This window comes from Dehalococcoidia bacterium, from assembly GCA_025060295.1.
In the GTDB taxonomy this organism is placed as follows: Bacteria; Chloroflexota; Dehalococcoidia; order Lucifugimonadales; family HRBIN23; genus HRBIN23.
On sequence record JANXCH010000012.1, the window covers coordinates 1 to 12,183 of the forward strand.

The 12,183-nt window shown below is 63.7% G+C and carries 12 protein-coding genes and 5 tRNA genes; 12 read left to right on the plus strand and 5 right to left on the minus strand.

The window, feature by feature from the left end; translation table 11 throughout:
* The 8 genes from NZ951_06305 to NZ951_06340 all read left to right on the plus strand — a co-directional run.
* Positions 1–1,554: ABC transporter substrate-binding protein (locus NZ951_06305; GenBank protein MCS7207529.1), on the plus strand; the 1,554-nt coding region annotated here is incomplete at its 5' end.
* Positions 1,555–1,619: 65 nt separating this feature from the next.
* Positions 1,620–2,561, plus strand: a complete 942-nt coding sequence (locus NZ951_06310) for an ABC transporter permease (GenBank protein MCS7207530.1) — start codon at positions 1,620–1,622, stop codon at positions 2,559–2,561.
* Positions 2,561–3,463, plus strand: a complete 903-nt coding sequence (locus NZ951_06315; GenBank protein MCS7207531.1) for an ABC transporter permease — start codon at positions 2,561–2,563, stop codon at positions 3,461–3,463. Before NZ951_06310 ends, NZ951_06315 begins: the two co-directional genes overlap by 1 nt.
* A 130-nt stretch (positions 3,464–3,593) precedes the next feature.
* Positions 3,594–3,665: transfer RNA gene (locus NZ951_06320), tRNA-Met, on the plus strand.
* Positions 3,666–3,678: 13 nt separating this feature from the next.
* A tRNA-Val gene (locus NZ951_06325) sits at positions 3,679–3,755 on the plus strand.
* Positions 3,756–3,759: 4 nt separating this feature from the next.
* Positions 3,760–3,845: transfer RNA gene (locus NZ951_06330), tRNA-Leu, on the plus strand.
* 3 nt (positions 3,846–3,848) lie between these two features.
* Positions 3,849–3,926, plus strand: a tRNA-Arg gene (locus tag NZ951_06335).
* 17 nt (positions 3,927–3,943) lie between these two features.
* Positions 3,944–4,016 (plus strand) — tRNA-Val (locus NZ951_06340).
* 597 nt (positions 4,017–4,613) lie between these two features.
* Here the strand turns inward: NZ951_06340 and NZ951_06345 are convergent.
* Together NZ951_06345 and NZ951_06350 are read right to left on the minus strand one after the other, a co-directional pair.
* Positions 4,614–5,201, minus strand: coding sequence for a hypothetical protein (locus tag NZ951_06345; GenBank protein ID MCS7207532.1), 588 nt, complete (start codon positions 5,199–5,201; stop codon positions 4,614–4,616).
* Between the two features lie 78 nt (positions 5,202–5,279).
* Positions 5,280–6,014, minus strand: a complete 735-nt coding sequence (locus NZ951_06350; protein MCS7207533.1) for an HAD-IA family hydrolase — start codon at positions 6,012–6,014, stop codon at positions 5,280–5,282.
* Positions 6,015–6,101: 87 nt separating this feature from the next.
* Between NZ951_06350 and NZ951_06355 the strand changes: the two genes are divergently transcribed.
* Entirely contained in the window at positions 6,102–6,887 is a 786-nt protein-coding gene (locus NZ951_06355) for an enoyl-CoA hydratase-related protein (protein MCS7207534.1), read from the plus strand.
* Between the two features lie 6 nt (positions 6,888–6,893).
* Positions 6,894–8,075 carry a tRNA 4-thiouridine(8) synthase ThiI gene (gene thiI / locus NZ951_06360; GenBank protein MCS7207535.1) on the plus strand — a complete coding sequence of 394 codons (1,182 nt, stop codon included), beginning with the start codon at positions 6,894–6,896 and terminating at the stop codon, positions 8,073–8,075.
* Here the strand turns inward: thiI and lexA are convergent.
* Positions 8,072–8,710: a transcriptional repressor LexA gene (gene lexA / locus NZ951_06365; GenBank protein MCS7207536.1), complete on the minus strand. Its 639-nt coding sequence runs from the start codon at positions 8,708–8,710 to the stop codon at positions 8,072–8,074. The two genes, thiI and lexA, sit on opposite strands and share 4 nt — an antisense overlap.
* 232 nt (positions 8,711–8,942) lie before the next feature.
* Between lexA and NZ951_06370 the strand changes: the two genes are divergently transcribed.
* A complete protein-coding gene (locus NZ951_06370) occupies positions 8,943–10,397 on the plus strand; it encodes a nickel-dependent lactate racemase (protein ID MCS7207537.1) in 1,455 nt (484 codons plus the stop codon).
* Here the strand turns inward: NZ951_06370 and NZ951_06375 are convergent.
* Entirely contained in the window at positions 10,394–10,618 is a 225-nt protein-coding gene (locus tag NZ951_06375) for a hypothetical protein (GenBank protein ID MCS7207538.1), read from the minus strand. The genes NZ951_06370 and NZ951_06375 overlap by 4 nt on opposite strands.
* Complete coding sequence (locus tag NZ951_06380; protein MCS7207539.1) at positions 10,615–11,877, minus strand: hypothetical protein; 1,263 nt, start codon at positions 11,875–11,877, stop codon at positions 10,615–10,617. Before NZ951_06380 ends, NZ951_06375 begins: the two co-directional genes overlap by 4 nt.
* A 59-nt stretch (positions 11,878–11,936) precedes the next feature.
* Between NZ951_06380 and NZ951_06385 the strand changes: the two genes are divergently transcribed.
* Positions 11,937–12,179: a hypothetical protein gene (locus NZ951_06385; GenBank protein MCS7207540.1), complete on the plus strand. Its 243-nt coding sequence runs from the start codon at positions 11,937–11,939 to the stop codon at positions 12,177–12,179.
* The last annotated feature ends 4 nt before the right edge of the window (positions 12,180–12,183 follow it).

A 12,183-nucleotide genomic window follows, 5' to 3' on the forward strand; every position in this document is an offset into this window, starting at 1 on the left:
CCCTTCATCGCCCCCACACCACGCGTCGTCGTCACGCCTACACCAACGCCTGCCGCTCCCGTTGGCCCCAAGCGCGGGGGCACCCTCCGCTTCGTCCCCCACGCCGACCCCGCCACCCTTGACCCCACCTGGACCACCGCCGCCATCACCTTCACCTATGCTGCCAATGTATTTGATGTGCTATTGGCACGGGATGAGAAGATGGAGGTCCGCCCCCAGATGGTAGACACCTGGCGGGTGAGCCCGGACGGCACCGAATACACCTTCGTCCTGCGGGACGGTCTGCAGTTCCACGACGGCACGCCCGTTACTAGCGAGGAGGCGGTGCTCTCCCTCCAACGCTGGGGCAAGCAGGACCCCCAGGCCCGCATCATCTTCGCCGCTTTGGAAAAGATCGAGACCATTGATGCCAAGACCTTCCGTATGAAACTGAAGGAGCCTCTGGGCATCACCCTGGAAGCCATCGGCAAGCCCAGCAGCTACCTGCCCGTGGTGTTCAAGAAGGAGGACGCCCTCAAGCCCCCCACGGAGCGGGCCGACGCCCGTATCGGCTCCGGCCCCTACAAACTGGTCGTCCACCAACCAGGGCATAAACTGGAGTTTGTGCGCAACGATGCCTATCGGCCACGCCCAGAGCCTCCCAGTGGGCTGGCCGGCGGCAAAATCGCCTACGTGGATCGGATGGAGTGGCTGATTATGCCCGACCGGGCCACAGCCCTGGCCGCCCTGCGCACCGCTACCATTGACTATTTTGAAGACCCCCTCAACGACGACTTTGATGTGCTCTCCCGGGACCCCAACATCCAGGTGTTCATCGTACCCTTTGGGCGCCAGGCGTGGTTGCGGTTCAATGTGCTGCACCCGCCCTTTGACAAGCCCTTGGCGCGCCGTGCGGTACAGGTTGCCGCCGACCAGGCCACCTATCTGCGTGCCTCCTATGGACCCGAGCGTTTTTGGAACCGCTGTCTATCCATCTACCTGTGCGGGGGGCCGTGGGAAAGCCACGCAGGCACCGAGTTCGCCCTGAAGGGCGACTTGGAGCGGGGACGCCAATGGCTGCGGGAGTCGGGCTATGATGGCCGCCCCATCGTCATCATCGCCCCGGGCGACCTGCCCTCCTTGTATAACGCCTCGGTGGTCACCAAAGACCTCCTGGAGAAACTGGGGGCCAAGGTGGACTTCGTCTCCACCGACTGGGCCACGGTGGTTACCCGCCGCGCCCGCCGCGACCCGCCCGAGCAGGGCGGATGGCACATCTTCCATACCTCGTGGGGTTTCCTGAGCGTCATGGATCCCTCGGTGCATCAGGGTCTGACGCCATGGTTCGGCTTCTACAGCAATCCACGCGCTGATGAGTTGCGCACACAATGGGTCAAGGAGACCGACCACAGCAAGCGCAAACAAATAGCCGACGAGATTCAGAAACTACACTATGAGGAAGTGCCCTATGTGAACCTGGGGCAGTTCTTCAACATCCGGGCTGCCCGTAAAGAGGTGAAAGGCCTGATTGTGCACCCCGTGACGATTTTGTGGAACATCTGGCTGGACAAGTAGCACGGGATGTGCAAGACTAGAGGCACGGACGAGGGGCGTGAGCCCGAGACGAGGAGCGTAGGAGCGTGTCCACTTATGTGATTCAACGCCTGCTGGCGGCAGTGCCTGTGTTGATGCTGGTAGGGTTGATCGTGTTCGCCCTCCTGCGGGTCACGCCGGGCGACCCCGCAGCCGTGCTGGCCGGGGAGCACGCCACACCCGAAAACATCGCCCAAATCCGCGCCAAACTGGGGTTAGACCAGCCCATTTATGTGCAACTGGGGCGGTGGCTGGGGCAGATCCTGCGGGGGGATCTGGGGGATTCCCTGTTCACCGGCTATAAGGTGACGACCCTCATACGCCAGCGCCTGGAGCCTACCATCTCCCTTGCTATTCTGGCGGAGATTATCGCCGTCTCCCTGGCTTTGCCCATGGGCATCCTGGCGGCGTGGCGGGCCAACTCCTGGATAGACCGGGCGGTGATGGTGTTTGCGGTGCTGGGGTTCTCGGTGCCTGTGTTCTGGCTGGGCTTCAACCTCATCTGGCTGTTCTCGGTGAACTTAAACCTGCTGCCGGCGGCGGGGTATACACCCATCAGCAAGGGCTTCTGGCCATGGCTCCGCAGCCTTATCCTGCCCGCCGTAACTTTGGGGCTCGTCTTCTCCGCCCTCATCGCCCGCATGACGCGGGCGAGCATGCTAGAAATTTTGCGCGAGGACTATATCCGCACGGCGCGAGCGAAGGGTTTGGGGGAGCGGGCGGTGCTCCTGCGCCACGCCTTGAAAAACGCCGCCGTGCCCATTGTTACCATCATCGGTTTGGGCTTCGCGGCGCTCATCACGGGGGTGGTGGTTACGGAGACGGTCTACGCCCTGCCGGGACTGGGCCGATTGATCGTGGACTCCATGCTCCGCCGGGACTATCCTGTCATTCAGGGGGCCATCCTGTTGGTGGCTTTCGCCTATGTGTTCATTAACCTGGTGGTGGATTTGACCTACGCCTATTTTGACCCGAGGATACGCTACTAATGGGCACGCAGCAGCGCACCCTAGCGACAGCAGAACTCCGCTGGTCTGGAGCAGCCCGTAAGAGCCTGCGAGCACGCCTGTGGGCCTTTGTGCGGCGCAATCCCACTATGGCCGCCGGCATCGTGGTGGTGCTGATCATGATGCTGGTAGCCATCAGCGCCCCGCTGCTGGCCACCCATAGGCCCCAAGCCCTCAATCCCATCGAGCGGCTGCAGCCCCCTTCCCGAGAGCACTACTTTGGCACGGACCACCTGGGACGGGACATCTACTCCCGTGTCATCTATGGGGGGCGTGTCTCCCTGGTGGTAGGGTCTTCGGTGGCACTGTTGGCGATGTTCTGGGGTGTGGTGTTCGGGCTCATTGCCGGCTACTTCCGCCGGGCTGATGCCATCATCATGCGGGTGATGGATGGGATTATGGCCTTCCCGGCCCTGTTGTTGGCCATCGCTTTGGTGGCCCTCCTCACGGCGAGCATTCAGAACGTGATCATCGCCCTGACGGTGGTGGAAACCCCCAGGGCCACACGGGTGGTGCGGGCAGCGGTGCTGTCCTTGGCCACGCGGGACTTTGTGGAAGCGGCCCGTGCCCTGGGGGCCCGTGCACCCCGCATTCTCCTGCGCCACATCTTGCCCAACACCATCGCCCCCCTGATCGTGCAGGGGAGTTTCATCTTTGCGGCGGCAGTGCTCACCGAGGCGTCGCTGAGTTTCCTGGGAGCGGGGACACCCCCCACCATCCCCTCCTGGGGCAATATTATGGGGGAGGGACGGCAGTACGTGCAGCGGGCGGTGTGGGTAACCTTCTTCCCCGGGGTCTTTTTGACCATCACAGTGTTGGGCATCAACCTCATCGGCGATGGCCTGCGGGACATTCTGGACCCCCGTCTGGCGCGGCGTCTGTAACCCAAGCATTCCCCCAAGGTGGGTAGCGTCCTTTCCCTTTGCCCAGGCTGTGCCCCGTAGGCTTGGCCTGAGGGGTGGGGCAGTTGACAGTGGGGCGAGGAGGTGGTGTAAGATAGGGGTGAAACGGCACGGCTAGGTAGCTCAGCGGTAGAGCGGGCGCTTCATAAGCGTTAGGTCGCAGGTTCGAATCCTGCCCTAGCCAGGGCCAACACCGGGGGCGGCTAGCTCAGCGGCCGAGAGCGCCTGCTTCACACGCAGGAGGTCATTGGTTCAAATCCAGTGCCGCCCACCACCGTGCCGAAGTGGCGGAACGGCAGACGCGCTGCGTTCAGGGCGCAGTGGGCGTACGCCCGTGTGGGTTCAAATCCCTCCTTCGGCACCACGCGCGCTTGTAGCTCAGCTTGGATAGAGCGCAGGCCTGCGGAGCCTGAGGCCGTGGGTTCGAGTCCCGCCAAGCGCGCCATCCCCTTCGGCAACCATGGGCGGTTAGCTCAGCGGTCAGAGCGCCTGTCTTACAAACAGGAGGTCGCAGGTTCAATTCCTGCATCGCCCATATCTGCTCCCACCAGGTTTCCCCCATCAACCCTTCTCCTACGGCGCGGAGTGCCCTGGCAGTACTGAAAGGGCAGAAAACCGTCACCCCCGTTCAGTAGCCCGGTGCTATGGGAGACCTTTCCCACCCCGGAACAGCATCTCCACAAGGGGCGTGTGGAACAACCCCGTATACCTTTGTGGAACCCTCGCAGGGCCGGATGCCCTCTGCGCCACGGCGCTAGGGAGAGCCTGAAGGTGTCATGCGAACGCTACGGCGAAATCGGCGGGGTTGAGGCCGGCGATGTTGATCAATACCACAGAGTATTTGTGGCAATCCACTGCCGACATCCATGTTTCCAACCAAAGGTCCTTGATTTGTCTAGGAGCCGCAAAGTTACCACCTTCACCTTTACCTTTTTTATTTTTTCATGCTCCGGGGTAGTGTTCATAATATAACGGCTCGTGTTGCCCAAGGGTATCGGCATGTGCTGTGCTGTGATGTGATTTCTTTCAACTAGGTAACTGGCGATATAATATAAGAGATCCCGCCAAGAATCGAGAGTTTTCTCAGATCCATCTGGCAAACGTACCCTTTTGGGGTGTTTGTCATGTGTTCTCACTTCAAGTTTATCCAACGTGATCCAATTAACTGTGGAAACAGCGGGTGCAGCAGAAGGGGGGCTGTCGTGGGTGTTACTGTTGATGACTCTACCGGCGCCGAGGCGGTCTGCCTCAAAATGTTAGGCCGCCACAGGGTTCGGGCCTTCTTCGCCACCTCTGCGGGGTCTTCCCTCCCTATGTCCCAAGCGACCACCCTCTTCTGCTCCAAGGGAACGGGCTTGTGCGTTTCGTATATCTCCCACCGCAGGCCATCGGTAACCACAAAGTAAAGTGTCCCCTGCGTGAGACAGTGGTTTATCCCTTGTGCAAGGCCATCGGACAAGGGGCGTCCCAGACGCTTCGCCTCCAGATACATGTGCGCCTTTCCCGAAGCATCGAGCAGGGCATAATCTGCTGTCCCTGCCCCCGTGGACTCCTCCACCCTCACCTGTGTCGGGTCCTCCGTATCCCACCCCAACGCCCTCAGCAACGGGTCAATGAGGGAGTAGCGGGTTTGCGCCTCGCTAGCCCCCAGGCGAACTTGGTGCTGCTGGGCACGCTCCCGCAGACGGGAAATAACCTGTAGCAGTTCATCCAGAGGCATAACACACCCCCCTTATTTGCCATACTATGGCATGCATGATAAGGGATAAGTGTCAACTTTTGCTGGGGCCCTTCCCCCTCACACGCCCTTATCCGCAAGCAATTCCGCCACCTCCGCCACCGAACGCACCACCGGCACCCCCTCGGGCGCCACCAGGTGCCCGTAGCGGTCCATCAGAACGGGATGTATCCCCACCCCTTGCGCCCCCACCACATCCGACTCCACCTGGTCGCCCACATGTAGCGCCTCGTGCGGTTGCACGCCTGCGCGGCGTAGCGCCTCCTGGAAGATGCGCGGGTGGGGCTTCTCCACCCCCACTTCCCGCGAAGTTACCAGGAAATCCACCGCCCCCGCTAGCCCCAGACCGTTCAACAGAGCAGGGCCGTCCCGATTGATGTTGGACAGAACCCCAAGCACCAAGCCCCGCTCCCTTAAGAGGCGCAGGCCAGGGAGCACATCGGGGAACAGGGCCAGGTCATAGGGCAGGGCGCGCACCGCCCGCCACACTTTCAGGGCCGTCTCCGCGTCCACCTGCACCCCCGCCCCCGCCAGGATGAGGCGCTCATACTCCGCCCAGAACTTGTCCACCTCCTCGGGCGGGCGCAGGCGCAGGGGCCAACGGGCGTTCTCCCGCGTCAGGTAGGCATCCGCCTGGGCATAGCCGCGGGCGATGCCTTCCGGGGACACCTGGAGACCCACTGTAGCCGCCGCGTGGGCCTGCACCTCCTCCCGCGGCGGCCAGAAGCGCGCCAGGGTGTTGTAGAGGTCAAAGAAGACGGCGCGTATGCCGACAAAACTCCGCCGACGCTCCATCAGCCCTATCCTATCCCGCCCCGCTCCCCAGGGGAAGGGGCCGAGGATGTGCTACCCTTGATACAGATGCCCACAGGGGGAAACACCGTGAGCCAGGATATCCTGCTAACCGTTTCCGACGGCATCGCCACCATCACTTTCAATCGCCCCACCCAGCGCAACGCCATGAACTACCAGATGTGGCTGGACCTACAACGCCTGATGGTAGACCTGGAGCACGACCCCCAGGTGCGGGTAGTGGTGTTCACCGGGGCGGGGGACGAGGCCTTCTCCGCCGGGGCCGACATCAAGGACTTTGACCTCTACCGCAACAACGCCGATAAGGCCCGCCTCTACGCCCACGCCTCCGAGGGCGCCATGGATATGATTGAGGCCCTCCCCAAACCCACCATCTCCCTCATCAAGGGCTACTGCATTGGCGGAGGGTGCGAACTCGCCACCGCCACCGACATCCGCATCGGGGCGGACAACGCCCGCCTGGGCATCACCGCCGCCCGCCTGGGTATTACTATCGGCTTCAAGGAAATGCGCCGGCTGGTGGACTGCGTGGGGCCGGCGGGGGCTAAGTACATCCTCCTCACCGCCCGCCTCCTGGACGCCCAGGAGGCCCTGCGCCTGGGCCTGCTCCACCAGGTCGTCCCCCTGGCCGAGGTAGAGGCCTACACCTACCGCCTCGCCCAGGAGATAGCCAACCTCGGCCCCCTCTCCCACCGCTACAACAAGCGCATCCTGCACAAGGTCATCACGGATCCCGCCCTGCGCCTGACCCCCGAGGAGGAGGCCATGCCCTTCCGGGTCTTCGACTCCCAGGACTACCACGAGGGGCGGCGGGCCTTCTTGGAAAAACGCAAACCCCAGTTTCAAGGAAAGTGAGTGGGCGTGGAACAGGTTGGGCTCCTGCGCCTTTTCCACGAGATCTTCCTCAAAGGGGGCAACCGCTCCCTGTTCGTGCGCCAGGCCCTGCACAACCTGCGCCGGGCCTTACAGGGCACCGGCTTGCAGGTCTATCCCCTCACCCCCCTTACGGCCGTTGTTCCCCTCCCCTCCGATGCCCATTGGGAGGCCCTCCGCCAGCGCGCATCCTTCGTGTTCGGCCTGGAACTCCTCTCCCGCGCCTACCGTGTCCCCCCCCGCATGGACGCCATCCTGGAGGCGGCAGAGCGCCTGACGGCCCAGCGCCGGTTCGCCTCCTTCCGCGTCACAGCCAAGCGCCAGGACAAGTCTTTCCCCATCCTTTCGCCGGACATAGAGCGCCAGGTCGGGGCGCTGGTGCAAACCAAGACGGGCGCCCGAGTGGACCTGGAGAACTACGAGGTGGAGGTGGTGGTCACAGTTCTGCCTCGCCAGGCCTTCGTCTCCATGGGGGAGGAGCGGTTGGCCGGGGGCATCCCCGTGGGGGTGAGCGGGACAGTGGTGGCTTTGCTCTCGGGAGGCATTGACTCGCCTGTGGCCTCCTGGCGGGCCATGCGCCGCGGATGTCGGGTGGTGTTTGTCCATTTCCACAGTTTCCCCCTGGTGGAGGGCACCTCCCGCGAAAAGGCGCAGGACCTGGTGCGCCTGCTCACCCGCTGGCAGAACCATAGCATCCTCTACTTGGTGCCCTTCGCAGAAATCCAGAAACGCATCATCCTCACTGTGCCTCCCAGCCACCGGGTCGTGCTGTATCGGCGCTTCATGTTCCGCATCGCCGAGGCGCTGGGGCAGGCTCACCGCGCAGGTGCCCTGGTTACGGGGGAATCCCTCGCGCAGGTGGCATCCCAAACCTTGACCAACATCACCACCATTGGGGCGGCGGTGCAACGGCTCCCCATCTTCCGCCCCCTTATCGGGATGGATAAGCAGGAGATCATCGCCCAAGCCAAGCAGATCGGCACCTACCCCATCTCTATCATCCCCGACCAGGACTGCTGTAGCCTGTTCGTGCCCCGCCATCCCAGCACCCAGGTAACGGTGGCAGAAGCGGAGCGCCTGGAGGCGGGGTTGGATGTGCACGCCCTGGTGCAAGAGGGGGTGCGCAGCGCCGAGCGCAAAGAGTACACCTGGCCGGAGGAGGAACCCTAGCCCAGGAAGCGCAGAACCCCCACCACCTTCCCCTTCACCTCCACCTCCTTGGGGTGCACATAGAGGGGGGCCATCTGGCTGTTGGCGGGCTGCAGGCGCACGAGCTCCCGCTCCCGGTAAAAGTGCTTCAGCGTTACCTCCCCGCTCCCCTTGAGCCACACCACGGCCATAGCCCCATTCTCCACCTGGGGTACCTGCTGGACGAGGATGATATCCCCGTCGGTAATGAGGGCGTCCAGCATGGACTGGCCCTTGACCCGCAGGGCATAGAGGGGACCACGGGTGGGCACAAGACTGGTGGGCAGTTCCAGGGTCTCGGCGCTCTGCCAGGCGTCTTCGGGGAAAGTGGGCAGGGGCTCCCCGGCGGCAATGGTGCCCAGGACGGGGATAGGCACCACCGCCCGCCCCCCAGGGCCGCCAATGAGGTCTATCCCCCGGGAGACCTCCGGGGAGCGCCGCAGATACCCCTCCCGCTGGAGAATCTGCAGGTTATAGTCCACCACCGAGGTAGAGGATAGCCCACACCCTTTCTGGATGTCCCGTATAGAGGGGGGGTAGCCGTGTTCCAGAATGAACTCCCGGATGAAGGTGAGGATGCGCTGTTGCCGTGGGGAAAGGGGGCGTCGCCCCTGCATGGTGGCCTCCTCGCCCTCTCCATAATGAACATGCGTTCTAATGGTGTAAGGTAACAATACCAAGTGCCCGAAGGGTTGTCAAGAGGCGTGGGGCAAGGCGGGAACAGGCACTGTTCCCCCCTTTGCAAAGGTGCCCGCCCTGCGCATGGTCTGGGCATCGTCCTCGTATGTTACAATCCTGGCGGGGCCGCCAGTGGGGTGGCTCCGGAGCGACAGGTAGGGGAGGTGTGCCGTGCCGTCTGCCAAGACCGAACTCATCGCCTACGGAGATGGCTACCTGCCGGTTCAGGTTCCCGACAACGCCCGTGTGCTCAAGCCCAAGCCCCCCCTCCCCCCTCTGACCGATGTGCGGTCGGCCCTGCGCGCGGCCCTTTACAACCCCATCGGCCACGAGCCGCTCCCGCGCCTGGTCGGCCCGAAAGCCCGAGTGCTCATCTGCTTTGACGATTCCTCGGGTGCCTCCTGGCAAACCAAGCCCCCCGATGTGCGCCAGGTGGCCATTGAACTGCTCCTGGAGGAACTGGGCAAGGCGGGCGTGCCCCAGGAGAACATCACCCTGCTGTGCACCCAGGGCCTGCACCGCAAACTCACCCGCCTCGAGATGGAGACCTTCCTAGGGCGCGACCTGGTGCTCCGCTTCGGCTACCGTCGCCTCTATTGCCACGACGCCGAAGACAAGGAGAACATCATCCACCTGGGCTACACCCGCCGGGGCTTTGATGTGGAGATCAACAAGGCCATCGTGGACGCCGACCAGGTCATCTACCTTTCAGTGCCTGGAAGCCCCTTCAATGGGGGCTGGAAGTCCATCGTCATCGGGGCGGGCACTTTCAACACTATCCGTCACACCCACCGCGCCTGGCCCACGGCCTCGGGCCAGTCGGTGGACGACCCCGAGCGCTCCGCGTTCAAGAAACTCGTCTGGGAACAGGGGGCGGTGGTGCAACAGCACCTGGAGCGCCAGGGCAAGCGCATCTTTACCATAGAGGTGGTGCACAACAACGCCCGCCCCCGCGAGGTTATCGCCCTTCATGCAGGGCATCCCCCCGAGGTGCATCCGCACACCTTGCGCATGCTCCAGGAGCAGGATGTGGTGGAGACCCAGGGGCAAAGCGATGTGCTCCTCTGCGGCATGCCCAATGTGGACACCTACTCCAAGTTCTCCATCTTCAACCCCATTCTGCTGGGCAACGCCATCGGTGCGTATGTGTATGGGGCCTTCCAGGGCCAGCCCTTGGTGAAGCGAGGGGGCATCGTCATCGTGGCCAGCCCCGCCCGCGCCGAGTTTGACGCCCGTTACTTCCGCCCCTACCTGGAATTCTGGGAGCGCCTGCTGTCCCTCTCCACCGACCCCTACTGGCTGTGGGAGAACTTCGCCGAGGAGTTCGCCCATCGCCCCGAGTATATCTACGCCTACCGCTACGATTACGCCTATCACGGTGCCCACCCCTTCTTCATGTGGAACCAAACGCTGGTGGTGCGGAGGAATGTGCGGGTGTGGGTGGCGGGGTGCAAAGACCCGGCAGTGGTGCGCCGGATGGGGTTCCAACCCTTCCCCACAGTGCAAGAGGCCCTGGCCGCTGCTGAGGCGGAGATGGGCAAGGGCTACTCCCTAACGGTGCTGGAGCGCCCCCGCGCCCTTATCCCGCGCGTCCTGCCTGAGACCGCGTCTTTTGGGAGCCGTTAGCGCAGGGGAGCACCCCCCTGCCCCAAAAGCGCCTGGGCACACCACTGGCAGGCGAACACTAGGCCTTGCGCCTCAGCGTGGGCGAAGATACGCCCGCAGGAGGGCACCGACACGCTTGCGCTCCAGGGCTGGTGGAAGGCCCCTCCACAGTAGATACACCGCGCCCGGTTCTCGGCATCCAGCACACCGCTACAGACAACGCATACCTCTTCTGTGCTCACGGCTCCCCCTTCAGGGTAGGCAGGCGCTGGCGCACATAGGCCCTCTCGTCTTCAGCCGAGAGGAGAAGCCCGTCGGCCCTGCGGGCGCGCAGTTCCCCCAGCAGACGTCCCACCCAGGGCCCGGGCGGCACCCCCATATCCAGCAGGTCTGCCGCCGAGAGACGGGGGCGCAAGAAGCGCCAGCACTCCAGATAAGTGTGCAGGGCCTGGCGCTGGGCGGCCTGGGATGCCAGCAGAGCCGAGGCCGCCACCGCCTCCAGGCGCAGGGGGTCCAGGGCTTGCTGCAGGGCGCTGGGCTGGGGGACAGATGTCCACTGGGCCAGGAGGCTCCGCACCCGTAGGGTGTGGTGCACCACATCTGTCCACCGCCGAGGCAGGCGTAGGCGCCTCACCAGAGCCTCGGCAGTGGACACGGGCAACGGATACACCAGGACGGCCAGCACCAGCAGAGGAGAAACCTCCCGCCCCTCCTCACGCCAGACCCCCAGAGCTTGGGATTGGTGATGTGTCCACTGCAGATTTGGCACGATGGCTTCCAGCACCCCCAGGGCTTGGGCCCGCTCCAACACCCGTTCGGGGAAAGGCTCTTGGAGCACCCGCTCCACCTCGCGGCGCAAGCGGTCGGGGGAGATAGTATCCAGAAAACCCCTATCCCGCACCAGGGCTTGGAGAGTGTGGGCCTCTATCTGAAAACCCAAACGTTGCTCGTAGCGGATGGCCCGCAGAATGCGGGTAGCGTCGTCCTGAAAGGAGCGATCGTGAAGGATGCGCACCTGCCGCGCCTGCAGGTCGGCGTATCCCCCAAAGGGGTCTAAAAGACGTCCCCACCCCGGGGGCGTCACGTCTATAGCCAGGGCATTGATGGTAAAGTCTCGTCGGGCCAGGTCATCGGTGATGGTGCCTGGGTGCACCACAGGCAAGGCCCCCGGGGCGGGGTAACTCTCCCGACGTGCAGTGGCTACATCCACCGTCCACAGGGAGAAGACGACCTTGGCCGTCATGAACGGGCTCACGGCGCGCACCTGGCCCCCGAAGCGCTGCGCAACGGCGTCAGCCAAGCCGACCCCATCCCCTTCGGTAACCAGGTCAATGTCCATCACGGGGCGGCGCAACAGCAGGTCACGCACTGGCCCCCCCACCAGATACAGGGATTGTCCCCTCTGGAAAGCGACCTCTCCTATTCCAGCCAAAAGGTCCAGGAGGGCTTTGGGGAGGCCCTCGGCCAGGGCCTGGGGCACCGGGGGAAGAACACGCGCCATCCCGTCCTGGTATCCTAAAAAGGGGTGCGTCGTCCCCAGCATAACACAGGAGCGCCGCCATGACCTTGGAGGCCCGCACGCTCGAGGAGCGCCTCCCCCGTCTGGAGGCTCAGCAGGATGCCACACGGGAGATGCTCCAGCAGATCACCCGCCGGATGTACCGTTTGGAGAGGCGGATGGACCGTCTGGAGGACATCATTGCCTCCCGCTTCCGGTGGCTGATGGGGACGCTGAGTTTGACGTGGATGACCACCATCGCCGCGGCAGTGGGCACCCTGCCGGCAGCCTTGTTCTCTCGCTAAGGTT

What these genes read in the sequence shown, in the direction of transcription:
- lexA (MCS7207536.1), bottom strand. Translation starts at nt 8,710, where the DNA reads ATGCAGGGGCGACGCCCCCTTTCCCCACGGCAACAGCGCATCCTCACC.
- NZ951_06345 (MCS7207532.1), bottom strand. Translation starts at nt 5,201, where the DNA reads ATGCCTCTGGATGAACTGCTACAGGTTATTTCCCGTCTGCGGGAGCGT.
- NZ951_06315 (MCS7207531.1), top strand. Translation starts at nt 2,561, where the DNA reads ATGGGCACGCAGCAGCGCACCCTAGCGACAGCAGAACTCCGCTGGTCT.
- NZ951_06350 (MCS7207533.1), bottom strand. Translation starts at nt 6,014, where the DNA reads ATGGAGCGTCGGCGGAGTTTTGTCGGCATACGCGCCGTCTTCTTTGAC.
- NZ951_06385 (MCS7207540.1), top strand. Translation starts at nt 11,937, where the DNA reads ATGACCTTGGAGGCCCGCACGCTCGAGGAGCGCCTCCCCCGTCTGGAG.
- NZ951_06380 (MCS7207539.1), bottom strand. Translation starts at nt 11,877, where the DNA reads ATGGCGCGTGTTCTTCCCCCGGTGCCCCAGGCCCTGGCCGAGGGCCTC.